The organism is Methylophilus sp. (genome assembly GCF_052437885.1).
GTDB lineage: Bacteria > Pseudomonadota > Gammaproteobacteria > Burkholderiales > Methylophilaceae > Methylophilus.
Window position 1 is genome coordinate 178,888 of sequence record NZ_JBQVPB010000006.1, and the last position, 23,961, is coordinate 202,848.

At 53.7% G+C, this 23,961-nt stretch carries 21 protein-coding genes and 1 pseudogene; 20 read left to right on the forward strand and 2 right to left on the reverse strand.

Going from position 1 to position 23,961, the window contains the following annotated elements:
• Positions 1-83 precede the first annotated feature (83 nt).
• Positions 84-1,631 (reverse strand): malate dehydrogenase (quinone), encoded by a 1,548-nt coding sequence (gene mqo, locus ACT6RZ_RS08640; protein ID WP_444701720.1) that lies wholly within the window; start codon positions 1,629-1,631, stop codon positions 84-86.
• Positions 1,632-1,986: 355 nt separating this feature from the next.
• Here mqo and ACT6RZ_RS08645 point away from each other — a divergent pair, with 355 nt between their 5' ends.
• The 5 genes from ACT6RZ_RS08645 (at position 1,987) to cimA (ending at position 7,708) form a co-directional block, all read left to right on the forward strand.
• Positions 1,987-2,478, forward strand: a complete 492-nt coding sequence (locus tag ACT6RZ_RS08645) for a urate hydroxylase PuuD (protein ID WP_444701721.1) — start codon at positions 1,987-1,989, stop codon at positions 2,476-2,478.
• Between the two features lie 62 nt (positions 2,479-2,540).
• Positions 2,541-3,731: an aspartate aminotransferase family protein gene (locus ACT6RZ_RS08650; RefSeq protein WP_444701722.1), complete on the forward strand. Its 1,191-nt coding sequence runs from the start codon at positions 2,541-2,543 to the stop codon at positions 3,729-3,731.
• Between the two features lie 20 nt (positions 3,732-3,751).
• Entirely contained in the window at positions 3,752-4,669 is a 918-nt protein-coding gene (gene argF, locus ACT6RZ_RS08655) for an ornithine carbamoyltransferase (protein ID WP_444701723.1), read from the forward strand.
• A 211-nt stretch (positions 4,670-4,880) separates the two neighbouring features.
• Positions 4,881-6,104 (forward strand): argininosuccinate synthase, encoded by a 1,224-nt coding sequence (locus ACT6RZ_RS08660; protein WP_444701724.1) that lies wholly within the window; start codon positions 4,881-4,883, stop codon positions 6,102-6,104.
• A 5-nt stretch (positions 6,105-6,109) separates the two neighbouring features.
• A complete protein-coding gene (gene cimA, locus ACT6RZ_RS08665; RefSeq protein ID WP_444701725.1) occupies positions 6,110-7,708 on the forward strand; it encodes a citramalate synthase in 1,599 nt (532 codons plus the stop codon).
• Between the two features lie 25 nt (positions 7,709-7,733).
• Here the strand turns inward: cimA and ACT6RZ_RS08670 are convergent, their stop codons facing one another.
• Entirely contained in the window at positions 7,734-8,519 is a 786-nt protein-coding gene (locus ACT6RZ_RS08670) for a helix-turn-helix transcriptional regulator (RefSeq protein ID WP_444701726.1), read from the reverse strand.
• Positions 8,520-8,651: 132 nt separating this feature from the next.
• Here ACT6RZ_RS08670 and leuC point away from each other — a divergent pair, with 132 nt between their 5' ends.
• The 15 genes and pseudogenes from leuC to ACT6RZ_RS08745 all read left to right on the forward strand — a co-directional run.
• Positions 8,652-10,058 (forward strand): 3-isopropylmalate dehydratase large subunit, encoded by a 1,407-nt coding sequence (gene leuC, locus ACT6RZ_RS08675; protein ID WP_444701727.1) that lies wholly within the window; start codon positions 8,652-8,654, stop codon positions 10,056-10,058.
• Positions 10,059-10,069: 11 nt separating this feature from the next.
• Positions 10,070-10,708, forward strand: a complete 639-nt coding sequence (leuD, locus tag ACT6RZ_RS08680; RefSeq protein WP_444701728.1) for a 3-isopropylmalate dehydratase small subunit — start codon at positions 10,070-10,072, stop codon at positions 10,706-10,708.
• A 188-nt stretch (positions 10,709-10,896) separates the two neighbouring features.
• Positions 10,897-11,967 carry a 3-isopropylmalate dehydrogenase gene (gene leuB / locus ACT6RZ_RS08685; RefSeq protein WP_444701729.1) on the forward strand — a complete coding sequence of 357 codons (1,071 nt, stop codon included), beginning with the start codon at positions 10,897-10,899 and terminating at the stop codon, positions 11,965-11,967.
• Between the two features lie 106 nt (positions 11,968-12,073).
• On the forward strand, positions 12,074-12,385 hold the full coding sequence (ppnP, locus tag ACT6RZ_RS08690; protein ID WP_444701730.1) for a pyrimidine/purine nucleoside phosphorylase: 312 nt from the start codon (positions 12,074-12,076) through the stop codon (positions 12,383-12,385).
• A 101-nt stretch (positions 12,386-12,486) separates the two neighbouring features.
• Positions 12,487-12,981: a YajQ family cyclic di-GMP-binding protein gene (locus ACT6RZ_RS08695; protein WP_444701731.1), complete on the forward strand. Its 495-nt coding sequence runs from the start codon at positions 12,487-12,489 to the stop codon at positions 12,979-12,981.
• Between the two features lie 19 nt (positions 12,982-13,000).
• Positions 13,001-13,123: an entericidin A/B family lipoprotein gene (locus ACT6RZ_RS08700; RefSeq protein ID WP_379055539.1), complete on the forward strand. Its 123-nt coding sequence runs from the start codon at positions 13,001-13,003 to the stop codon at positions 13,121-13,123.
• A 41-nt stretch (positions 13,124-13,164) separates the two neighbouring features.
• Entirely contained in the window at positions 13,165-14,277 is a 1,113-nt protein-coding gene (gene asd / locus ACT6RZ_RS08705; RefSeq protein ID WP_444701732.1) for an aspartate-semialdehyde dehydrogenase, read from the forward strand.
• A gap of 212 nt (positions 14,278-14,489) precedes the next feature.
• On the forward strand, positions 14,490-17,501 hold the full coding sequence (locus ACT6RZ_RS08710) for a FimV/HubP family polar landmark protein (protein WP_444701733.1): 3,012 nt from the start codon (positions 14,490-14,492) through the stop codon (positions 17,499-17,501).
• A gap of 165 nt (positions 17,502-17,666) precedes the next feature.
• Positions 17,667-18,440 carry a tRNA pseudouridine(38-40) synthase TruA gene (truA, locus tag ACT6RZ_RS08715; protein WP_444701734.1) on the forward strand — a complete coding sequence of 258 codons (774 nt, stop codon included), beginning with the start codon at positions 17,667-17,669 and terminating at the stop codon, positions 18,438-18,440.
• An 18-nt stretch (positions 18,441-18,458) separates the two neighbouring features.
• On the forward strand, positions 18,459-19,103 hold the full coding sequence (locus ACT6RZ_RS08720) for a phosphoribosylanthranilate isomerase (RefSeq protein ID WP_444701739.1): 645 nt from the start codon (positions 18,459-18,461) through the stop codon (positions 19,101-19,103).
• 27 nt (positions 19,104-19,130) lie between these two features.
• Positions 19,131-20,333 (forward strand): tryptophan synthase subunit beta, encoded by a 1,203-nt coding sequence (trpB, locus tag ACT6RZ_RS08725; protein WP_444701735.1) that lies wholly within the window; start codon positions 19,131-19,133, stop codon positions 20,331-20,333.
• Positions 20,334-20,362: 29 nt separating this feature from the next.
• Positions 20,363-21,163 (forward strand): tryptophan synthase subunit alpha, encoded by an 801-nt coding sequence (gene trpA, locus ACT6RZ_RS08730; RefSeq protein WP_444701736.1) that lies wholly within the window; start codon positions 20,363-20,365, stop codon positions 21,161-21,163.
• Positions 21,164-21,193: 30 nt separating this feature from the next.
• Positions 21,194-22,057: an acetyl-CoA carboxylase, carboxyltransferase subunit beta gene (gene accD, locus ACT6RZ_RS08735; RefSeq protein ID WP_444701737.1), complete on the forward strand. Its 864-nt coding sequence runs from the start codon at positions 21,194-21,196 to the stop codon at positions 22,055-22,057.
• Positions 22,057-23,358: a bifunctional tetrahydrofolate synthase/dihydrofolate synthase gene (gene folC / locus ACT6RZ_RS08740; RefSeq protein WP_444701738.1), complete on the forward strand. Its 1,302-nt coding sequence runs from the start codon at positions 22,057-22,059 to the stop codon at positions 23,356-23,358. Before accD ends, folC begins: the two co-directional genes overlap by 1 nt.
• 74 nt (positions 23,359-23,432) lie before the next feature.
• Positions 23,433-23,961 (forward strand): annotated as a pseudogene (locus tag ACT6RZ_RS08745) (SPOR domain-containing protein); the annotation flags it as partial.

Below are 23,961 nucleotides of genomic sequence, written 5' to 3' on the forward strand. Positions count from 1 at the left end.
TGCCTGTGAAATTCATTTTTTTTCTTGCTGCTATGATTAGGTGTCGCTGCAAAAAACTGATTTTTAACTATAAAATCAATTGTTTATGACGATAAATTTAATGTGCTTAAAGTATCGCGGCGTACCCGCGCCAGCAGGGCGGCATCGTCTATCAACGATTCTCCATAAGAGGGGATCAGCGCTTTTAATGACTCTTGCCATGCCTGGCTTTGCATGCGGTCGCCAAAACAGCGTTCCAGCACGTCCAGCATGGCTTTGACGCTGACCGATGCGCCGGGTGAGGCGCCGAGCAAGGCTGCCAGGCTGCCATCGGCAGAAGATACGATCTCGGTGCCGAACTCCAGCTTGCCCCAATGCTGGTGGCAGCGCTTGATGATCTGCACACGTTGCCCGGCATGTGCCAAACGCCAGTCCTGGCTGCTGGCCTCGGGCAGGAACACGCGCAAGGCCTGCATGCGTTGCTCATGCCCTTGAAATACTTCCTTGATCAGGTATTTGGTCAGGTCGACATTGTGCCTGCAGACGCCGAGCAGGCTTTTGATGTTTTTGAATTTGACTGATTTGGCCAGATCAAAACGCGAACCCTGCTTGAGAAAACGCGTGGTAAAGCCGGCATAAGGGCCGAACATCAGCGCCGGTTTGCCTTGTATCATGCGCGTATCCAGATGCGGTACCGACATGGGTGGCGCGCCAACGGCTGCCTGGCTGTACACTTTGGCGTGATGTTTTTTTATCAGCGCCGGGTTATCACAGATCAGCCATTGTCCGCTCACCGGGAAGCCGCCATAGCCCTGGGCTTCGGCAATGCCCGATTGCTGCAACAGCGGCAAGGCGCCGCCGCCAGCGCCGAGAAACACAAACCTGGCGTTGTAAGCATGCGATTGCCCGGAGGCCAGGTTCTGGATATGCACCTGCCACTGAGGGTGTTTGGCTTGCTGTTTCAGTTTGCTGACGCGTGACTGCGTCAACAGGGTAAAGTTGGAGCGCGTTTTCAGGTATGCCACCAGTTGCCGCGTCAGCGCACCAAAGTTCACATCCGAACCATGCGCCACATGGGTGGCCGACATATGATCCGTGTGCTGGCGGCCTGCCATCATCAATGGCATCCAGTCGTTCAGCGTGGCTGGCTTGTTGCTCCATTGCATTTCGGCGAATAGTGGATGCGCTTTCAGCAGTGCGTGGCGCTGGCGCAAGAATGCACTGTTGTGTTCGCCCCACACCGCGCTCAGGTGTGGCACCCGCTGAATAAAGTCGGCGTTCAATACCCCTTCTTTTACCAGCGTAGACCAGCATTGCAGCGAGACTTCAAAAGCGGCGTTGATCTCAAGCGCGCGACGGATATCTATGCCGCCATTCTTGTTTTTCGGCGTGTAGTTCAGCTCACAGTAACCGGCATGGCCGGTACCGGCATTATTCAGGGCATCTGAACTTTCGAGGGCGACATCATCCAGTTTTTCCACCATGCATATCTGCAGGTCGGGGTCCAGCCGATGCAGCAAGATCGCCAGTGTGGCGCTCATAATGCCGCCGCCAACCAGCAGTACATCGATATCGGTTGTTGCCATGGTGTGTGAATTCCTCAGAGTGAGGCGCTTGAATCTCAAACGCACAATCATAATGCCGCCGCGCATTATAAAACGAAAAACACCAGTCATCATCTGCGAAAGCGTCTATGGGGTGGTCAGTGGCCGTAGCAGCCCTGCAAACTTGTCAAATAAACACTTTTGCGGTAATCTCCAGCATTCGCCAATATTGTGATTTCACTATAAAAAGATCCCGCGCAAGGGCAGGTGGAATCACTACAGCATGCACCGATGACTTACCGCTGACGCGTGCATATTTGGCTACATGCCTATTTGGCGACATAAAGGGGGGAAGCATGAAAAATCCATTGGAATCTATTGCAGGCACCATAGTTGCAGGCGTGTTATTGACAGTGGCACTGGTGTTTTTCCTGAAAAATTTTATTGTGGCCGGGAGCTGACTATGGAACTGGTTCCGGCACTGGCGCGGTGGATACACCTTCTGGCAGGCATTACCTGGGTAGGCCTGCTTTATTATTTCAACCTGGTGCAAATGTCGGCGTTGAAAGCCGCCGCCGCTGATGGCACGGCTGCCGGCATCAGCAAACATGTGGCACCCAGGGCGTTGCTGTGGTTCCGCTGGTCTGCCGTGGTGACCTGGCTGGCTGGTGCGGCTTTGCTTGGCGCGCATATGCATGATGCCTTTATGCTGCGTAACGGCTTCGAAGCGATAGGCATAGGCGCCTGGCTGGGGACCATCATGCTGATCAATGTCTGGGGTGTGATCTGGCCTAACCAGAAAAAGATCCTCGGCCTGGTGGCGGCAGATGATGCGGCCAAAAACAAGGCGCGACGGGTGGCGATGCTGGCATCGCGTACCAATATGCTGCTGTCTGTTCCCATGTTGTTTTTCATGGCGAATGGTTTGAGCCATCGCGCGGTATTAGGGTTTTAAACGGTTTAAGACGGTTACGGCGGCTTGAGCCGCCGTTTTGTTTTTTGATAAAGGGTTTTGAAATGCATTCCGAACATTTAATGAACACCTATGGCAGGCAGCCTGTGACGTTTGTCAAAGGCGAGGGCGTCTGGTTGACAGACACTGCAGGTGATCGCTATCTGGACGCGCTGTCTGGCGTAGCCGTCAATGGCCTCGGTCATGCCCACCCGAAATTCGTCGCCGCACTCAATGCGCAGATCGCCAGGCTTATCCATGTTTCCAATATTTACCAGATCGCCGAGCAATCGGCACTGGCCGATAAACTGGCCGAGCTTTCCGGCATGGACAGGATATTCTTCTGTAATTCCGGCTGCGAAGCGAACGAAGCGGCGATCAAGCTGGCCCGTCTGCACGGACATAACAAGGGCATAGACCACCCTGAGATCATCGTCATGGACCAGAGTTTCCATGGCCGGACCATGGCGACGCTATCAGCTACCGGCAACCGCAAGGTACAAGCCGGGTTTGAGCCGCTGGTCAGTGGCTTTTTACGTGTGCCATTTGATGACCTCGAAGCGATCAAAACCATTGCTACACATAAAAACAATGTGGTGGCTATTTTGGTTGAACCTATACAGGGTGAAGGTGGCGTGCATATTCCGGCCAGCCTGAAAACCTACTTTCAGGGCTTGCGCGAGATCTGTGATGCCAACGGCTGGCTGCTGATGCTGGATGAAGTGCAGTCTGGCATCGCCAGGACAGGTACCTGGTTCGCTTTCCAGCATACCGGCATAGTGCCTGACGTGATGACGCTGGCAAAAGGCCTGGGCTCTGGCGTACCCATAGGCGCTTGTGTCGCGCGTGGCGTGGCGGCTGAGACTTTCACTCCTGGCAAGCATGGCTCCACTTTTGGTGGCAACCCGCTGGCAACCGCCGCTGGCCTGGCGACACTGAATATCATTGCCGAGGAAAACCTGCGCGAGAATGCGCAGGCGATAGGCGACTATATCAACCAGTCGCTGAGTGCTGCGCTCAAGGGGCAGGCCGGTGTGGTACAGATACGCAATGCCGGTATGATGATAGGCATAGAGCTGGACAGGCCATGTACTGATTTGGTAAAACAGGGCCTGGCCGCTAAATTACTGATTAATGTGACTTCCGAGAAGGTGATACGGTTGTTACCTTCACTGGTGATGAACAAGCAAGAGGCCGACGAGCTGGTGAACAGGCTGGCCCCACTGATTTTGAACTTTTTAAAGGCAAGCGCGTGAGTTAACTGCGCCGAATTATCATGAGTATCAAACACTTTTTGCAATTTAATGATCTGGAACGGGATGAGATAGAGCATATTTTTGCCCGTGCCAAATGGATTAAAGCGCAGTTTAAAAACTACAAACAATACTGGCCGCTGGTAGACCGTACCCTGGTCATGATTTTTGAAAAAGCCAGTACGCGTACCCGCCTGTCATTTGAGGCCGGCATGCAGCAACTGGGTGGTTCTGCCATTTACCTGAATACGCGTGACTCCCAGCTGGGTCGTGGCGAACCGGTAGAAGATGCGGCACAAGTGATCTCGCGCATGAGCGACATCGTGATGATACGGACTTTTGAGCAAAGCATCATTGAACGCTTTGCCCAGAATTCGCGCGTGCCGGTGATCAATGGCCTGACCAACGAATACCACCCGTGCCAGATACTGGCCGATATTTTCACCTTTATCGAACACCGTGGCCCTATCCAGGGCAAGACCGTGACCTGGATAGGTGATAGCAACAATGTCTGCAATACCTGGCTGCAGGCGGCAGAAGTGCTGGATTTCAACGTGCATGTGTCTACGCCCCCGGGTTATGAAGTCGAGTTTGAACGCGCCAACCTGTATGGCACTGACCATTTCGAGTCGTTTGCCGACCCTATGGAAGCCGCGCGTGACGCTGACCTGGTCACGACTGATGTCTGGACCAGCATGGGTTTTGAGGCGGAAAATGAAGAACGGCGTAAAGATTTCGCCGATTGGCAAGTCGATGCCGATATGATGCGCGTCGCCAAGGCCGATGCCGTGTTTATGCATTGCCTGCCAGCCCACCGTGGCGAAGAAGTGGCCGCCGAAGTGATAGATGGCAAGCAAAGCGTGGTGTGGGATGAAGCTGAAAACAGATTGCACACGCAGAAGGCACTCTTGGAGTACCTTCTGCTAGGAAAAGTCCCTTAAGCGCTAGCTTAAGGTGTGCAAGCTGTTTCGGCGCAGGCTAACCTTCAGGTTAAGCTTAGCGGCCGTAGCCATAACCGCCTGCACACACAAAAGGCGCTGATGGAATATTTGTTATTGGGCAAAGTTGATTGACCTTGTCGGCCCGGCAGCACAGGAGATAGCCTGTGACTGCGTGCCTGTCTGGTAAACGTTTTTAAGGAAACATGCATTAATGAGCGATATTAAAAAAGCAGTTCTGGCCTACTCCGGCGGGCTGGATACTTCGGTGATCTTGAAGTGGTTGCAAGACACCTATCAATGTGAAGTGGTGACTTTCACCGCTGACCTGGGTCAGGGCGAAGAGCTGGAACCGGCGCGTGAAAAAGCGCAAAAATTCGGCGTCAAGGAAATCTATATCGATGACCTGCGCGAAGAATTCGTACGCGACTTCGTGTTCCCCATGTTCCGTGCCAATACCGTGTATGAAGGCGAATACCTGCTGGGTACGTCTATCGCACGCCCACTGATCGCCAAGCGCCTGATCGAGATCGCCAATGAAACCAAAGCCGATGCCATTTCGCATGGCGCCACCGGCAAAGGCAACGACCAGGTACGTTTTGAGTTGGGCGCTTATGCACTCAACCCTAATATCCAGATCATCGCGCCATGGCGCGAGTGGGATCTATTGTCGCGTGAAAAACTGCTGGCTTATGCCGAAAAACACAGCATCCCGGTTGAAATGAAACACAAGCAAGGCGGCAGCCCGTATTCCATGGATGCCAACCTGCTGCACATCTCTTACGAGGGCCGCCATCTGGAAGACCCGGCTGCAGAAGCCGAAGAAGATATGTGGCGCTGGACAGTGTCACCTGAAAAAGCGCCAGACGCAGCAGAATACCTGGATATCGAATTCAAGAACGGTGATATCGTGGCTTTGAATGGCAAAGCCCTGAAAGCGCACGAGATACTGGCCGAGTTGAACCGTATAGGCGGCAAGCACGGCATAGGCCGTCTGGACCTGGTAGAGAACCGCTATGTAGGCATGAAGTCGCGCGGCTGCTACGAGACCCCTGGCGGTACCATCATTCTGAAAGCACACCGTGCGATCGAGAGCATCACGCTGGACCGCGAAGTCGCGCACCTGAAAGATGATCTGATGCCACGCTACGCCAGCCTGATCTATAACGGCTACTGGTGGAGCCCTGAGCGTCTTGCCCTGCAGACACTGATAGACCACACACAAGCGACAGTCAATGGCTGGGTGCGCGTCAAACTGTATAAAGGCAATGTCATCGTGGTTGGCCGCGACAGTAAAACCGATTCACTGTTTGATTCGACCATTGCGACGTTTGAAGATGACAAAGGCGCCTATGACCAGAAAGACGCTGGCGGCTTTATCAAACTGAACGCTTTGAGAATGCGTATTGCGGCGAATCTACATAACCGCAAAAAATAAACCTTATGCCCGGGCAACGTGTGATTGCTTATGATTCTACCCTGCGCGATGGAGCACAAGCGCAGGGTGTTTCATTTTCAGTTGAGGATAAACTCAAGATCGTACAGCGCCTGGATCAATTGGGCATAGGCTATATCGAAGCCGGCAACCCCGGCTCCAACCCCAAGGATTTAGAGTTTTTCGCACGCGTGGGCGAACTGGATCTGCAACACGCCAGGATTATCGCCTTTGGCAGCACCCGCCGTATCGGCATCAGCGCCGCTGAAGACAAAAACCTGCAATCCTTGCTGTCAGCCAATACCCAGGCGGTCGCCATCTTCGGCAAAAGCTGGGATTACCAGGTCACCGATATCCTGCGCACCACACTGGCTGAAAATCTGGCCATGATAACTGACACCATCACCTACCTGAAATCCCGGGGCAAAGAAGTGGTGTTTGATGCAGAACATTTTTACGATGGCTACAAAGCCAATGCCGAATACGCCCTGAGCACATTGCAAGCCGCCGTCGATGCCGGTGCCGATGTACTGGCTTTGTGTGATACCAATGGCGGCACCTTCCCCAATGAGATCTTCGAGATCACCCGGGCCGTGGTCGCACGTTTTGCATCAGTGGCCATAGGCATACATTGCCATAATGACTGCGAGATGGCGGTGGCTAATTCAGTCGCTGCAGTGCAGGCAGGCGCCGTGCAGGTACAGGGCACCATCAACGGCATAGGCGAGCGTTGCGGCAATGCCAATCTGGTATCTATCATCCCTAACGTGCAGTTGAAGCTGGGGCTGGAATGTATCTCCGCCAGCCAGCTGTCTGAGTTGACTGCTGCTGCACGTTTTGTCAGTGAGGTGGCAAACGTCACCTTTAATGATAAAGCGCCTTATGTCGGCCATGATGCGTTTGCGCATAAAGGCGGCATGCATATCGATGCGGTGAATAAAAACCCCAGATCCTACGAGCATATCAGCCCGAATGTGGTCGGCAATCAGCGGCATATCCTGGTGTCTGAGGTGGCGGGGCGTGGCGCTATCCTGAATAAACTGCAGCAGATAGACCCGAGTCTGACCAAAGAATCCGATGCTGCTGTCCAGATACTTGAGCATCTGAAAGCGCTGGAGCACGAAGGCTACCAGTTTGAAAGTGCGGAAAGCTCGTTTGATCTGCTGATGCAAAAGCTGCTGGGCAAGTTTCAGCCTTTCTTCCGGCTCAAGCAATATAGCGTGTATATCCATGAACCATCAATTAATGGCATCAATTCTGCGGTCACCGTCCAGCTCTATGTGAACAACCAGGAATCGGAAGCCACCGCCTATGGCGACGGCCCGGTATATGCTCTGGATAAGGCGATGCGCAAAGCACTGGAGCCTTTTTACCCCATCATCCAGGACATCAAGCTGGTCGATTACAAGGTGAGGGTGCTGGATTCCAACCAGGCTACGGCAGCTAAGGTACGCGTCATGATAGAGTCGACCGACCAGCAGAGCAACTGGACCACCATAGGCGTGTCGTCAGACATCATCGAGGCTTCGTGGCTGGCGCTAAAAGATGCGATCGAATATAAACTGAGCCAGTCACAGCGCATTGAGTCATCAACCCCAATAACATAAGCCAAGACCGTGTGCTGCTTGTTGCTTATACAGGTTGTAACAATACGAGTTTTAGCTGCTCCTGCTCCACCAGACGTAATGTGACTTGCTGAAAATGGATCAGGCCGTCCTGCGGGTGCTGAAACTCGCGCTGACCGCCTTGTCTTTCCAGCACGTCATGCTGTTTCCAGAACCGGTCGAACTCAGGGCTGCTGCTACTGAGTTCGTCGACCAGTTGTTTGACTTCGGGCTCTTCCAGGCGTGAACGGCAATCTGCCCTGAATTCTGCGACCAGGCGGCGGCTGCGCATCTCCCAGTTGACCACGAATTGCCGCGCCAGTGGGTTGGCGAACACGAATCTGAGCAGGTTAGGGTGCTGGCCAGTTGGCCAGGCTATATCCAGCAAGCCGGTAAATAGGGCGGCGGCCGCCTGGTTCCAGGCCAGCAGGTCCCAGGTGCGGCCCATGATATAAGCCGGCACCTGTATCTGGCTGAGTATGCTGACTAAAGTCTCGGGTGCGGTATCAACCTCGCTTTGATGCGCTTGCGGATCGCGCCTGTCAGCCATATCAAACAGATAGCTGCGCTCGGTTTTGCTGAGTTTTAAAGCGGTAGCCAGCCGGTCAAGTGCGTCTGGTGAAACATTGATCTCGCGCGCCTGTTCTATCCAGGTGTACCAGGTAGCGCTGATGCCGGCCAGTTGCGCGACCTCTTCGCGGCGCAAGCCTTGCGTGCGCCTGCGTGAGCCGGAGGGGAAGCCAAAGGCTTCCGGGCTGCCACGCTGGCGCATGGCCTGTAGAAATTCGGCAAGCTCCTGGCGTCGCGTATCCATTTGATTTCATTATCCTATTAGTCTTGATACTAGTATAAATCATATTCTTGTAAGGGTATTAAAATTTAGGTATTCTGCGCGTGTTTTATCAATTTAGTATGATTTGATATATAAGATTTGAAAGGAACGGTCATGGCAGGCAAAACACTGTACGACAAATTATGGGATTCACATGTAGTGCGTGAAGAGGCAGACGGTACCTGTTTGATTTATATCGATCGCCATCTGGTGCATGAAGTGACCAGTCCTCAGGCGTATGAAGGCCTGCGCCTTGCCGGGCGCAAACCGTGGCGCAATAGCTCCATTGTGGCTAACCCTGACCATAACACACCGACCAAGGACTGGGACAAGGGCATTGAAGACCCGATCTCACGCCTGCAGGTCGAGACCCTGGATAGCAATATCAAGGAGTTCGGTGCCCTGGTGTACTTCCCGTTCAAAAACAAGGATCAAGGCATTATTCACGTCATCGGGCCTGAAAACGGCACCACGCTGCCAGGCATGACAGTGGTGTGTGGCGATAGCCATACCTCTACCCATGGTGCATTCGGCGCGCTTGCACATGGCATAGGTACCTCAGAGGTTGAGCATGTGATGGCGACGCAGACCCTGGTGGCTAAAAAATCCAAACGCCTGCTGGTCAAAGTTGATGGCCAGCTGGGCAAAGGCGTGACTGCCAAAGATGTCGCGCTGGCGATCATAGGCAAGATAGGTACCGCTGGCGGTACCGGCTATGCGATCGAATTCGGTGGCGAAGTGATCCGTGGCCTGACTATGGAAGGCCGCATGACGCTGTGTAATATGGCGATCGAGGCCGGTGCCCGTGCCGGTATGGTTGCGCCTGATGAAAAAACCGCTGCTTACCTGCAAGGCCGCCTGCATGCGCCCAAAGCCGATAACTGGGATAAAGCCGTGGCTTACTGGAAAACACTGCAATCGGATGCCGATGCCGTCTATGACGCAGTGGTTGAGCTGCAAGGTGCCGACATCGCGCCACAAGTGACCTGGGGAACCTCGCCCGAGCAAGTGCTGCCTATAGGCTCTACCGTGCCTGATCCTGCGCAGGAAGGCGATGCGACCAAGCGTACCAGTATAGAGAATGCACTGAAATACATGGGCCTGAATGCCAATACGCCACTTGAGAATATCCAGCTGGACAAGATATTCATAGGCTCGTGTACCAACTCACGTATTGAAGACCTGCGTGCCGCCGCCGGTGTCGCCAAAGGCAAGAAGATCGCCGGCAATATCAAACTGGCGATGGTGGTGCCAGGTTCTGGCCAGGTAAAACGCCAGGCCGAAGCAGAAGGGCTGGACAAAGTATTTATCGATGCCGGTTTTGAGTGGCGCGAGCCGGGCTGTTCCATGTGCCTGGCCATGAATGCCGATCGGCTGGAGCCAGGTGAGCGTTGCGCTTCTACCTCCAACCGTAACTTTGAAGGTCGCCAGGGCCCGGGTGGGCGTACTCACCTGGTGAGCCCGGAAATGGCCGCGGCGGCAGCGATCGCCGGCCATTTCGTCGATGTACGCAGCGTATAAAGGAGCACACTATGAAAGCATTTAGTACTTTAAACGGTTTAGTCTGTCCGCTGGATAGAGCCAACGTCGATACCGATGCGATTATTCCCAAGCAGTTTCTCAAGTCGATCAAACGTTCAGGCTTTGGCCCCTATCTGTTTGATGAATGGCGTTACACCAATCACGGTGAGCCAGGCATGGATTGCAGCACACGTCCATTGAACAAGGATTTCGTCCTCAACCAGCCGCGTTATCAGGGTGCGCAAGTGCTGCTGGCACGCGATAACTTCGGCTGTGGCTCTTCGCGTGAGCACGCACCGTGGGCGATTGAAGACCAGGGCTTTCGCGTGCTGATCGCGCCCAGCTTTGCCGATATCTTCTTCAACAATTGCTACAAAAACGGCATCTTGCCTATCGTCGCTAGCGCCGAACAAGTGGATGTGCTGTTCAAGGAGTGCCAGGCCAATGAGGGCTACACGCTGAACGTGGATCTGCAAGCACAAACCGTGACTACGCCTTCCGGCCAGTCATTTGGTTTTGAGATCACGCCTACCCGTAAACACAACCTGCTGAACGGCCTGGATGAGATAGGCCTGACACTGCAGCATGCGGATGCGATCAAGGCGTTTGAGATAAAACACCAAGCCGCCCAACCCTGGTTATTCGCATAGAAACCATATAAACCTGCTGCGCAATTGATTGACGTCGTTACAGCCGCTTTGATTAAAGAGTGCGCGAAATCCTCATGTACTTAATGTACATTCCGGTTTCTGTGCTCCGGGCGCCTAGTCACTCAATCGCTCGCGACGGTTTCTGATGGTTTCTCAAACTATTGAAATTACTATTTAGGATAAACCCTATGGCATTAAATATTGCAGTTCTACCCGGTGATGGTATAGGCCCGGAAATCGTTGCCCAGGCCTTGCGCGTGCTGGAAGTATTGAAAAAAGACGGTCTGGACATGACCTTTACCGAAGCGCCATTGGGCGGCCAGGCTTATGACCAGTACGGTCATCCTTACCCTGAGTTCACGCAAAACATCTGCAGGGCAGCCGATGCGGTATTGCTGGGCGCCGTGGGCGGCCCGCAATATGACACGCTGGAGCGTCCTTTGCGCCCGGAGCGCGGCTTGCTGGCTATCCGCAAGGATCTGGGTTTATTCGCCAACCTGCGTCCGGCGGTGTTGTTCCCCGAACTGGCGAATGCTTCTACCCTGAAGCCGGAAGTGGTGGCCGGACTGGACATCATGATAGTGCGTGAGTTGACCGGTGATGTATATTTTGGCCAGCCGCGCGGTATACGCACCAATGATGAAGGCGTGCGCGAAGGCTTTAACACCATGATCTACAGCGAGCCGGAAGTACGCCGCATTGCGCATGTGGCGTTTGAGATTGCCATGAAACGCGGCAAAAAACTGTGTTCAGTCGATAAAGCCAACGTGCTGGAAACCACCGAGTTCTGGAAAGAGATCGTCATCGATGTCGCCAAGGAATACCCGGAAGTTGAGTTAAGCCATATGTACGTGGATAACGCCGCCATGCAGTTGATCCGTAATCCCAAGCAGTTCGATGTGATGGTGACCGGCAATATCTTTGGCGACATCCTGTCTGACGAAGCTTCCATGCTCACTGGCTCTATCGGCATGCTGGCTTCTGCCTCGCTGAACGAAAGCAAACAGGGCTTGTACGAGCCTTCGCACGGTTCAGCGCCGGATATCGCCGGCAAGAACCTGGCCAACCCGATTGCGACTATCCTGTCTGCCGCCATGATGTTGCGTTACAGCTTTGATAACGAAGCAGCGGCTACCCGTATTGAAAACGCAGTGAAAAAAGTGTTGGCGGCAGGCTATAGGACCGGCGATATTTACGAAGAGGGCACCAAGCGTGTCTCCTGTTCTGAAATGGGCGACCAGATCGTCGCCGCAATGTAAACAGGCTGTGCGGGCGACTTGTATCTCGACCCGCTCGCTCAGTTTTCTTGTGTGATATAGTCGCGCTTTTATTGGCGACGCATTGAAATTAATCAGGGATTTAAAAATGGCACAATTTGATCATGTCAGCGTTAAAAAGAAAGCAAACATTTATTTTGATGGCAAGTGCGTCAGTCACACCGTGCTGTTCCCTAATGGCACGCGATGTACTGTGGGGGTGATCTTCCCCAGCACCTTGACCTTTAATACCGGCTCGCCAGAGTTGATGGAGATCAACGACGGTGTCTGTAAAGTGCGCCTGAAAGACGAAGAGAACTGGACGACTTATAAGGCAGGCGAAAAATTCACTGTGCCGGGTAACTCGTCTTTTGACATTGAAGTGAGCGAAACAGTAGACTACGTCTGCCACTTCGAATAATGGTTATGGCTCGGCAGAGCCGCGTTGTGATCGCTTGTCGTACTTGATGTACTGCCTGCGCGATCACGCCTTGCTCTGCCATCGCTTGAAAGGTTTTTAAAATGCCAAGTTTTGATATCACATCTGAAGTCGATATGGTCAACCTGAAGAATTCGATTGATGCTTCGATCAAGCAGATCACCAATCGCTATGACTTCAAAGGGACATCTGCCAAAGTCGAATTTAACGAAAAAGACAAAGTGATTACCTTGTTTGGTGACAATGATTTTCAGCTTGATCAGATAAAAGATATTTTGCTGCCATCGATGGAAAAGAAAGAACCTGAATCATCTAAGCGACTGGAACACAAGGATGTACAAACAGTCTCAGGTAACAAGGTGAAGCAGGATTTGCGCGTGCAAGATGGTATTGATAGCGACTTAGCCAAAAAAATCACCAAACTGATCAAAGACAGCGGAATGAAAGTGCAAGCCACTATTCAAGGCGATACAGTGCGGGTCAATGGTGCTAAACGCGATTTATTGCAGGACGCTATTGCGTATGTTAAAAAGAATGTGACCGATTTTCCATTGAAATTCGGTAATTTCAGGGATTGATTTTTTTAGGAGAAAACAAATGTCAAAGTTAATGATGCTGGTGGTGGTAGCGATGGTGTTGGCAGGCTGCAACACAATGAACGGGGTGGGCAAGGATATGGAAAAAGCGGGTGAAGCCGTGCAGAGAAAGTCCTCTCAATAATGTTTTTATGCCGGAATGACCGGCGAGAATAACGAGATAACATGTTAAAAGTAGGGTTTGTAGGTTGGCGCGGGATGGTGGGCTCAGTGCTCATGCAACGTATGGTGCAAGAGAACGATTTCGCTGATATCGAGCCGCAGTTTTTCACCACATCACAAACAGGCGGTGCGGCGCCTGAAGTAGGCAAAGCGTCGCCTGCCTTGAAAGATGCCAGGAATATTGCCGAACTGGGCAAGATGGATGCGATCGTCTCTTGCCAGGGTGGTGATTACACCAGTGAGATCTTTCCGCAATTGCGCAGCAGTGGCTGGAACGGCCACTGGATAGATGCGGCTTCTACCCTGCGTATGGATAAAGACGCGGTGGTGATCCTGGACCCGGTCAATATGCATGTGATCAAAGATGCTTTGAGCCAGGGCGGTAAAAACTGGATAGGCGGCAACTGTACGGTCTCGCTGATGCTGATGGCCTTGAACGGTTTGTTCAAGGCTGACCTGGTGGAGTGGGCCACCTCCATGACTTACCAGGCAGCGTCTGGTGCCGGCGCACAAAACATGCGTGAACTGATCGCGCAGATGGGTGTGGTGCATGCATCTTCCGCGCAGTTGCTGGCAAACCCGGCTTCTGCCATCCTCGATATCGACCGTAGCGTGGCTGACACCATACGCAGCGAAGTGATGCCTACCCAGAACTTTGGCGTGCCACTGGCGGGAAGCCTGATCCCCTGGATAGACAAAGATTTGGGTAACGGCCAAAGCAAGGAAGAATGGAAGGGCGGCGCAGAAACCAACAAGATACTGGGACGCGAAGCCGACCCTATCGTGATCGATGGTTTATGCGTGCGCATAGGCGCCATGCGTTGCCATTCACAGGCTCTGACCCTCAAGCTGCGCCAGGATGTACCGCTGGATGAGATCAACCAGATGCTGGCAGAAGCCAACCAGTGGGCCAAGGTCATTCCGAACGAGCGTGAAGCCAGCATCCGCGAGCTGACACCTGCCGCGGTGACCGGCACATTGACCACCCCAGTGGGCCGCTTGCGCAAGCTGGCCATGGGTGGTGAGTACCTGTCGGCCTTTACTGTTGGCGACCAGTTATTATGGGGTGCCGCCGAGCCTTTACGTCGCATGTTGCGTATTCTGGTTGAAGCTTAAGTAATTGTTTAGAATACAGCCCGTAAAGCCATGATTTGTTAGTGAAATCATGGTCTTTTCGGGCTTTTGTTTTTCATGCATTAAGGTTTAATGGATGATAGAGTGTTATTTAGGCAAGTTTGTAGCATCCAGACAGGCAGTTGGCGCGCTTGCGTGGCTAACTGATTGATGCTATGTTCACAGACGCCATGAATTGATAAGGGTTAACAAGGGTGCATAAATTTAAATTAAAAAAATTAGCCTTAACCTTGAGTTTGAGCGCAGTCATCACTGCACACGCTGCTGGTCTGGGGACCATGACGTCCAGCTCAAAACTCGGGGAGCCATTGAATGCAGAAATTGAATTGCTGGCTGTTAATCCAGGCGAGTTAAGCACTATCCAGGCGGCTTTGGCGGCTGATCAGGTCTATCAGGACCAGATGCTGGAAAAACCTGCTTCCTACCCTTATATCCAGATCGCGGTCGGCAACAATAGCAAAGGCCAGCCCATACTCAAACTCACCAGTTCACAACCGATCACCGAAGCCTTCCTGGATATGCTGATCCAGGTGGACTGGCCGACCGGGCGCCTGGTCAAAGAGTATACCTTGCTGCTGGACCCGCCCGGATTCAACTCGAACTATGTCTCGGAATCTGCAGGCTTGCCAGTCACCGGCCAGCCGGACCTGCCAGCAGAAGCGCCTAAAGCGGTTGCCGCACCTGTAGTTGAGACAGAAAAGCCAGAGGCCAGCAAACCTACTGCCAAAAAACCGGCAACCCCCAGGGTAGCCGCCAAGCCTAGCGCACCTGTGGAGCCAGCTGCAGATAATAACGTCACAGCTGATCCGCTGACCACTGAGCGCGGTGATACTTTGTATGCGATCGCCAGACAGATGAAGCCGGACAATGTCAGTGTGGAGCAAATGCTGGCAGCGCTTTACCGCTCCAACCAGGATGCGTTCGACGGTAAGAACATGAACCGCCTCAAAGTGGGCAAGATCATCCGCATGCCGGATCAGGCCACCTTGAATGCCATCAGCAACCAGCAGGCCAAAAACCTGGTGGCTGAACATAACACCAACTGGCTTGCTTACAAGAATGCCTTGTCCAATGTAGTGAAGAATTCTGCTGCCAGTGAAACCGGCGGCAACACCCAGCAATCCGCCGGCAAAATAGGCAGCGCGCAGGAAAAACCTGTGCCACAGGCCCCGGCGGGTAAAGATGTGCTCAAGCTATCTGCAGGCGATGAAAAATCCGCGACGCAGACAGATAAAGCAGCGGCCAAGGCCGCAGCCAATGCTGCCCAGGAAGAAGCCACTGCCAAAGAAAACGCCATCAAGGAAGAGCAATCTCGTGCCGCAGCGCTGGAAAAGCAAGTCGCGGACATGAAAAAGCTGATGGAATTGAAGAATAATGCCTTGTCACAGGCTGAGAACAACGCTGCGAAAGCCACGGCTGAAACGCAAGCGGCACAAGCTCAGGCTGAGACACCTGCTGCCAAAGCAGCGGAAACACCGGCTGTTGCTGTGCCTGCTGAAACACAGCCAGCACCGGCGGCAGAACTGGCACCAGCTGTGCCTGAAGCTGCAACAGTTCCTGCAACAGCAGATCAGGCAGTGCAGCCAGAGCAGCCTTCATTCATGCACATTTTGCTGCAGCGCCTGAAGAACATCAGCCCGGTATTGCCATGGGCTCTGATCGCACTGCCTATCCTGATCTGCGTATGGGCACTGATCAGAATACGCCGCAAAAAAGAAATCGATACCTTTGAAGACGCGATCCTGACTGCACCTGCCACTGAAATGCAGAACAACACCGTGTTTGGTGATACGCAAGCCGCCTCTGGCGACACTTCATTCCTGACCGATTTCTCGCAAAGCGGTGTCGGCGGTATGATAGATTCACATGATGTGGACCCGATCGCCGAAGCTGAAGTCTATATGGCCTATGGTCGCGATGCGCAGGCAGAAGAGATACTCAAGGATGCGATCCAGAAAGACCCGGAACGCCAGGAACTCAAGCTGAAGTTGCTTGAGATCTATCAAAGCACCAATAACAAGGCTGCGTTTGAATCGCTGGCAGGTGAAGTGTATGCCAATGTCGGCCCTAACGACCAGACATGGTCTAAAGTAGTCGCCATGGGGCAAAAGCTGGACCCTGAGAACTCACTCTACCAGATGCCTGCGCTGGATGACCCGGCCACTGCAGCCCCGGTACCTGAAGCCGACGATGCCGAGCAAGGGTATCACTTTAATTTTGAAGCGCCTGCGCTTGAATTTGAGTCATCTGACAAGCCTGCCAGAAGTGTGACCGAGCCTGCCATTGTTGACGATGCGGCGGCTGAAGCAGTCATTGAGCCGGCAGCAGAAAAATTCGCCGAATTACAGACAGATTTCAGCCTGCCTGCTGATTATGCATTGAATGATGATCGCCTGGATCAGACTGATGAGCTAAATCAGACTGATGAGCTAGATCAGGCTGAGGAGAAGGATCAACAAGCTCAGAATAATCAGCCTGAGCAGCAAGACGACCGGCTGTCTTTTACCCAACCGTCACGGGCAGAAGCTTTGCCTGAACTTGTGGAGGAACCCAAGCCAGAGACTGAGCCGCTGGAAAGTGATTCCGTGCTGGATGTGCCTGGTAAAAGCGATTTCGATATTGAGCCGGTTGCGACAGCAGAAACAACTGAAGCGGCCTCTGCGCCTGATAGCGCGAATGATGCCGAGTTGACACCCAAGGCTTTAGACCTGCCTTCACTGAATCTGGATGAAGCGCTGGCTGATACTGACACCCGTCGTCCTGACAGAACGCAGACGACGACAGGCGAACAGACGCTCTCATCTGATGATGCAGTGTTTGAATCTTTACCTGAACTGTCACTTGAGCTGGGTGGCCCGAATGACGCGGCATTTAATGCTACACCCGAAGAAGACGATGCGCTGACGCTAGAAGAGATCAGCCTGGATAGCAGTGATGACGACAAGCTTAGCCGGGTGCCTGAAGATACTTTGAGCAGCGAAAACGCTTTCCCCGAGATATCACTGGACCTGGGCGCCAAGCCGGAAGACACAGAGCTGGAGTTCGATGGTGAGCCGGAAGAAGTGAATACCAAGCTGGATCTGATCCAGGCCTATATCGACATGGAAGACATCATAGGCGCCAAGGAGCTGATAGAAGAAGTCTTCAGTGAGGGCGGCGAGCGTCAGCGACAGCGTGCCAGCGAGTTACTGGCGAAAGTAGCATAAACACAGGCCGGGTAACCGGCCTTTTTCTTTTGAGCAACTGACCAGAAGCGCCTGAAGCCTGGCGTCGCTACTGGTCGCCAGGTAAAAGCAATCTTTGCATCCAGATGCATGCTTAACGCAGGCCAGCATTAGGCGTTATGCCAGACAGCCCTTATACTATGCGCCATGAAAATTGCGATTGGCATTGAATATCATGGTGCTTATTTTCAGGGATGGCAAAGCCAGCTGAATGGCCGCGGTGTTCAGGATGCGCTGGAACAGGCGATCGCCAAGGTTGCCGGCGAGAAAGTAAGGCTGCATGCTGCTGGCCGTACCGATTCCGGGGTGCATGCGCTGATGCAGGTCGCCCACTTTGAGACCACGGCACAGCGGCCGCAAACCGCGTGGGTGCGCGGCACCAATGCACACTTGCCGCCCTGGGTACGGGTGCGCTGGGCATGTGTAGTGGCTGACGACTTTCATGCCCGCTTCAGCGCCAGGGCGCGTAGTTACCAGTATGTGCTTTACAACCATGCGGTAGCACCAGCCAGCCAGCATGGGCGTGTGGGCTGGTATCACCGGCCCCTGAATGTAGCGCCCATGCAGCAGGCAGCGCAATTGCTATTGGGTGAACATGATTTCAGCGCCTTCCGCGCCAGCGAGTGCCAGGCGAGTTCGCCCATACGCACCATGCACAGTTCCGAGGTCGCGCAGCAAGGCCAGTATATTGTTTTCAGCTTCAGCGCGAATGCCTTTCTGCAACACCAGATCCGTAATGTGGTGGGGGCGTTGGTCTATGTGGGGCAGGGCAAGCTGGATGTGTCGGCTTTCGGCGCTTTGTTACAAAACAGGGACAGGACGCTTTCGCCACCTACCTTTATGCCTGACGGCCTGTATTTTACCGGCGTGACTTATGATGCCAGCTGGCAGTTGCCTGCGTGTGACGCTGGCTGGAATTAAGCAAAGTGAATGAGACAGATGAAAAGAACCAGGGTTAAGATTTGCGGCATCACCCGCCAGGAGGATGCATGGGCAGCCATTGATGCCGGTGCTGACGCGCTTGGCTTTGTGTTTTATGCGCCCAGCCCGCGCGCTGTGACGGCGGCCCAGGCGCAGGCCATTATCAGGACCTTGCCTCCCTATATCGGTAAAGTAGGCTTGTTTGTGAATGCGGCTGTGGCTGAGGTGCAGCAACTTGTGGCAGCGACAGCGCTGGACTGCCTGCAGTTTCACGGTGACGAGCAGGCAGACTATTGCGAGAAATTTAATCTGCCATATTACAAAGCGATCCGCGTTAAACCTGAACTAAATTTGATACAATGCGAGCTTGATTTTGCGTCGGCTAACGCCTTGTTGCTGGATACTTTTTCTGAAAAAGCAGTCGGCGGCACCGGGCAGACATTTGACTGGAGCCTGATTCCAGCGGGGTTGCAAAAGCCGGTCATCCTGGCTGGCGGATTGAACCCTGACAATGTCACGCAGGCGCTGCAGCAGGTTCAGCCTTATGCCGTGGATGTCAGCGGCGGGGTAGAGGCACAAAAGGGGATCAAATCCCCGGAAAAAATAGCCGCATTCATGCAACGGGTAGTAGCGCATGATGCGGTACGCAATAGGGCGGTTTGAATAACAGAATGATATACGGAGTAGCGCATGCAAGTGTATGACATGCCAGACGAGCGGGGCCATTTTGGCCCATTTGGCGGAGTGTTTGTTGCAGAAACCCTGGTAGAAGCCCTGGAAGAATTACGGGTGATGTACGAGAAATATCGCCATGACCCCGAGTTTCTGGCGGAATTCGCTTATGACCTCAAACATTTTGTAGGCCGGCCCAGCCCGATCTACCATGCCAAACGCCTGTCCGACAAGATCGGCGGCGCACAGATCTACCTCAAGCGCGAAGACTTGAACCATACCGGCGCGCACAAGATTAACAACACCATAGGCCAGGCATTGCTGGCTAAACGCATGGGTAAACCGCGGGTGATCGCTGAAACCGGCGCTGGCCAGCATGGCGTTGCCACCGCAACCATAGCCGCCAGACTGGGCCTGGAGTGCGTGGTGTATATGGGCGCAGAAGATGTCAAACGCCAGGCGCCCAATGTGTTCCGCATGAAACTGCTGGGTGCGACCGTGATCCCGGTCGAAAGTGGTTCCAAAACCCTCAAGGACGCATTGAATGAAGCGATGCGTGACTGGGTCACCAATATCTCCGATACCTTTTACATTATCGGCACTGTCGCCGGCCCGCATCCTTACCCTATGATGGTACGTGATTTTCAGGCGGTGATAGGCATAGAAGCCAAGCAGCAGATGCAGGAAATGATAGGTCGCCAGCCGGATGCCGTAGTGGCCTGTGTAGGCGGCGGTTCCAATGCCATGGGCATCTTCTACCCCTATATAGACGTTGAAGGCGTGCGCCTGATAGGTGTGGAAGCAGCCGGCCACGGTCTTGAGACCGGCAGTCACGCAGCGCCGCTGACTGCCAACAGCCCGGTCGGTGTATTACACGGTAACCGCACTTACCTGATGCAGGACGCAGATGGCAATATCGTAGAGACGCATTCTATTTCAGCTGGCCTGGATTACCCTGGCGTAGGCCCTGAACATGCCTGGTTGAAAGATATCAAGCGCGCTGAATATGTCGCCATCACTGACGACGAGGCGATGAATGCCTTTCACCAGCTGTGTCGTACCGAAGGCATCATTCCGGCAATGGAATCCAGCCACGCGCTGGCCTATGGCGAGAAGCTGGCAAGAACCATGTCACCAGACCAGGCAGTGTTGGTGAACCTGTCCGGCCGTGGCGACAAAGACATCAATACCGTTGCGAAGCTCTCCAATATCACGCTGTAGCCTCATCCATTAAAAAAAGAATTCTTGCTATGTCTCGCATCCAAACTGTTTTTGCTGAACTCAAGGCGCAGGGTAAAAAAGCGCTGATCCCCTACATCACGGCGGGCGATCCGCACCCTGACCAGACCGTGCCTTTGCTGCATGCTTTGGTGGCTTCAGGCGCCGATGTGATCGAGCTGGGTGTGCCTTTTTCTGACCCTATGGCCGATGGCCCGGTGATACAGCGTGCCAGTGAACGTGCCCTGGTACACAAGATGGGCTTGCGTAAAGTGCTGGCCATGGTCAGGGATTTTCGCGAGACCAACCAGCACACACCTATCGTGCTGATGGGCTATGCAAACCCGATTGAAGCCATGGGTGCCGCGCAATTCGTTGAGCTGGCTAAAGACGCCGGTGTGGATGGCGTGCTGACGGTCGATTATCCGCCGGAAGAGTGTGAGGATTTTAATCAGCAACTGGCACAGGCAGGCATAGACAGTATCTTTTTGTTATCGCCGACCACCGAGCCAGCGCGTACCGAGCTGATCGTAAAGCAGGCCACAGGCTTTCTCTACTATGTGTCGCTCAAAGGCGTCACTGGTGCCGGTAACCTGGATATCGTCGAAGTGAAGAAACGGGTGACCGAGATCCGCCAGAGCACCAGCTTGCCTATAGGCGTGGGTTTTGGCGTGAAAGATGCAGCCACTGCGCGCGAAGTCTCCGCGATCGCGGATGCGGTGGTGGTGGGTAGCCGTATGGTACTTGCCATTGAACAGTCAGATGTCAATAATCTGATCCCTAATGTGCAGGCCTTGATGAAAGAATTACGTACTGCGATCGACTCTGTCTAGAGTCATCACCAGATACAAGCAGGAGAAACTATGAGCTGGTTAGATAAAATTCCTCAAAAAATCAAACGCGCGGTCAGTGGCGAGCGTCGCAACATGCCGGAAGGGCTGTGGCATAAGTGTGATGCCTGCCAGACGGTACTTTACCGCACCGACCTGGATGCCAACCTGGAGGTGTGTCCGCAGTGCGGCCATCATCACCGTCTGGGCGCGCGTGCGCGGCTGAATGTTTTCCTGGATGCGGAAGCCAGGGTTGAGATAGGCGCCGATGTGACGCCGGTGGATGCCCTGAAATTCAAGGATAGCAAGACCTATGCCGAACGTATGCGCAGCGCACAGCGCGACGTCAAGGAAAAAGATGCACTGATAGTCATGCGCGGTACAGTTGAGCGCGTGCCGGTAGTGGTGGCTGCCTTTGAGTTTAAATTCATGGGCGGCTCCATGGGTTCAGTGGTAGGTGAGCGTTTTGTGCGTGGCGTACAAGCCGCCATAGAACACAAGTGTGCTTTTATCTGCGTGTCTGCCAGTGGCGGTGCGCGTATGCAGGAAGGTCTGCTTTCGTTGATGCAGATGGCCAAGACCAGCGCTGCCCTGACCAAATTGTCCGAAGCCGGTCTGCCTTACATCTCGGTGCTGACTGACCCGACCATGGGTGGCGTATCCGCCAGTTTTGCCATGCTGGGCGATGTGATCGTGGCTGAACCGAATGCGCTGATCGGTTTTGCCGGCCCGCGCGTGATCGAGCAGACGGTGCGCGAGACCTTGCCTGAAGGCTTCCAGCGCGCCGAGTTCCTGCTGACGCATGGCGCGATAGACATGATTGTTGACCGCCGTGAGATGCGTGCCAGGTTAAGCCAGTTGCTAGCCAGTTTCATGAACATTTCCAAAGTTGCCTGATGTCGTCACCCTTGCCCGAGCTGCCTGTCACAGTCGAGGCTTGGCTTAGCTATATTGAATCACTACATCCCAAAACCATAGAGATGGGATTGTCACGGGTGCAGGCAGTCGCCGACCGCCTGCAGCTTGAATTTCCTTTTACCGTGATCACTGTGGGCGGCACCAATGGCAAAGGCTCGACCTGCGCCATGCTGGAAAGCATTTATGCCACAGCTGGCTACCGTGTCGGTTGCTATACCTCGCCGCACCTGGTGCAATACCATGAGCGCGTACGGCTGAACGGCGATCTGATCAGCGACGAGGTCTTGTGTACGGCGTTCACCGCGGTCGAGCAAGCGCGGGCAGAGATCGCCCTGACCTATTTTGAAATGGGCACGCTGGCGGCACTGTGGGCGTTTGAGCAACAGGCGCTGGATATCGTCATCCTCGAAGTAGGGCTGGGTGGCCGCCTGGATGCGGTCAATATTGTAGACGCGGATTGTGCCATAGTCACCAATGTCGATCTTGATCATATGGAGTTCCTTGGTGATACGCGCGAATTGATAGGCCATGAAAAAGCCGGCATCTACCGTCAGCAGCAGATCGCCATTTGCGGCGATGCAGATCCTCCGGCCTCACTTCTGCGCTATGCCGAAACACTGGGTGTGCCTTTAAAGCGCCTGGGCGTGGATTTCCGCATAGACGTCAGCGATACGCAACAGGCGCAATATCAGGATGCGCAGGGCGCATTGGCGATAGGGTCTTTAAAGTTGTTTGGCGATTATCAATGGCAGAATGCAGCTAGTGTCATCTATGCAGTGCAAGCGCTGCAAGCCCGATTACCGGTCAAGCAAGATGATTTGCGGCAGGGATTGGCTGCGACAGAAGTGGTCGGCCGTTTCCAGTACTGGCAGCGCGCGCCGGATGTGATTCTGGATGTCGCTCACAACCCGCATGCCGCACGGGCCTTGCGGCATAATCTGCAACAGCTGAGTGCGGATGGTAGCAGGGTGTTTGCGGTATTCTCCATGCTGTCAGACAAGGATATCACCGGCGTGGTAGATATCCTGCATGAAGTCATTGATGAATGGCATATCGCACCGATTCAGCACCCGCGTGCCGCCAGCGTCGGATATCTGCAGCAATGCCTGGCAGACAGGGTTGGCGGACGGCAACTGCAAGCCCATGCCGACCTGCCTGCAGCATTAGCAAGCTGTTATAAAAAAGCGGCAAAAAATGATAAAATCATCGTGTTCGGCTCGTTCTTCACTGTGGCTGCCATTCTGGAAATAACACCTGAGCTATGGATATCACCAAATTAACTATCGGGCGCTAGTAGCTTGATAGATGCGAAATGATACGAGTGAGAATTTAAAACGATATGGCAAGAGATAGTTTGACAGATAAGGAACTGGTACTCAAAAAAACGGCCCGCAGGCGGCTGGTGGGTGCCATCACCCTGGTCATTTTGATGTTGATCGTATTGCCTTTCGTATTGAAAGACCGGGTGGTAGAACCTGCCCATGACGATGTCGAGATCACCGTCGTCAACCAGCAGGCCAATCGCGAGCCTATCCTGGAGTTGCCGGATGACGATGTCGAACTGGATGTAGATGCGACCCCGGCTGGCAGTGCTTCGCCCAAGACAGCATCTGCGGCAGAAACCCCGGTCGCACATATCGAAGAAGTCCCCGCAACGGCCGCTGTCACCCCAGCAGCGCCTGCCAAAACAGCGCCAGCACCAGTGGCGCATGTCGCTGAAGCTCAACCAGCAAAACCTGCCCAAACCGTTGAACCCAAAGTTGAACCCAAAGTTGAACCCAAAGTTGAACCCAAAGTTGAACCCAAAGTTGAACCCAAAGTTGAACCCAAAGTTGAACCCAAAGTTGAACCCAAAGTTGAACCCAAAGTTGAACCCAAAGTTG

Coding starts and splice junctions, on each gene's coding strand:
- ACT6RZ_RS08660 (WP_444701724.1), top strand. CDS start 4,881: ATGAGCGATATTAAAAAAGCAGTTCTGGCCTACTCCGGCGGGCTGGAT.
- truA (WP_444701734.1), top strand. CDS start 17,667: ATGAAAATTGCGATTGGCATTGAATATCATGGTGCTTATTTTCAGGGA.
- leuD (WP_444701728.1), top strand. CDS start 10,070: ATGAAAGCATTTAGTACTTTAAACGGTTTAGTCTGTCCGCTGGATAGA.
- cimA (WP_444701725.1), top strand. CDS start 6,110: ATGCCCGGGCAACGTGTGATTGCTTATGATTCTACCCTGCGCGATGGA.
- ACT6RZ_RS08645 (WP_444701721.1), top strand. CDS start 1,987: ATGGAACTGGTTCCGGCACTGGCGCGGTGGATACACCTTCTGGCAGGC.
- argF (WP_444701723.1), top strand. CDS start 3,752: ATGAGTATCAAACACTTTTTGCAATTTAATGATCTGGAACGGGATGAG.
- ppnP (WP_444701730.1), top strand. CDS start 12,074: ATGGCACAATTTGATCATGTCAGCGTTAAAAAGAAAGCAAACATTTAT.
- mqo (WP_444701720.1), bottom strand. CDS start 1,631: ATGCGCGGCGGCATTATGATTGTGCGTTTGAGATTCAAGCGCCTCACT.
- ACT6RZ_RS08695 (WP_444701731.1), top strand. CDS start 12,487: ATGCCAAGTTTTGATATCACATCTGAAGTCGATATGGTCAACCTGAAG.
- trpB (WP_444701735.1), top strand. CDS start 19,131: ATGCAAGTGTATGACATGCCAGACGAGCGGGGCCATTTTGGCCCATTT.
- ACT6RZ_RS08700 (WP_379055539.1), top strand. CDS start 13,001: ATGTCAAAGTTAATGATGCTGGTGGTGGTAGCGATGGTGTTGGCAGGC.
- ACT6RZ_RS08670 (WP_444701726.1), bottom strand. CDS start 8,519: ATGGATACGCGACGCCAGGAGCTTGCCGAATTTCTACAGGCCATGCGC.
- leuB (WP_444701729.1), top strand. CDS start 10,897: ATGGCATTAAATATTGCAGTTCTACCCGGTGATGGTATAGGCCCGGAA.
- asd (WP_444701732.1), top strand. CDS start 13,165: ATGTTAAAAGTAGGGTTTGTAGGTTGGCGCGGGATGGTGGGCTCAGTG.
- ACT6RZ_RS08720 (WP_444701739.1), top strand. CDS start 18,459: ATGAAAAGAACCAGGGTTAAGATTTGCGGCATCACCCGCCAGGAGGAT.
- ACT6RZ_RS08650 (WP_444701722.1), top strand. CDS start 2,541: ATGCATTCCGAACATTTAATGAACACCTATGGCAGGCAGCCTGTGACG.
- accD (WP_444701737.1), top strand. CDS start 21,194: ATGAGCTGGTTAGATAAAATTCCTCAAAAAATCAAACGCGCGGTCAGT.
- trpA (WP_444701736.1), top strand. CDS start 20,363: ATGTCTCGCATCCAAACTGTTTTTGCTGAACTCAAGGCGCAGGGTAAA.
- leuC (WP_444701727.1), top strand. CDS start 8,652: ATGGCAGGCAAAACACTGTACGACAAATTATGGGATTCACATGTAGTG.
- folC (WP_444701738.1), top strand. CDS start 22,057: ATGTCGTCACCCTTGCCCGAGCTGCCTGTCACAGTCGAGGCTTGGCTT.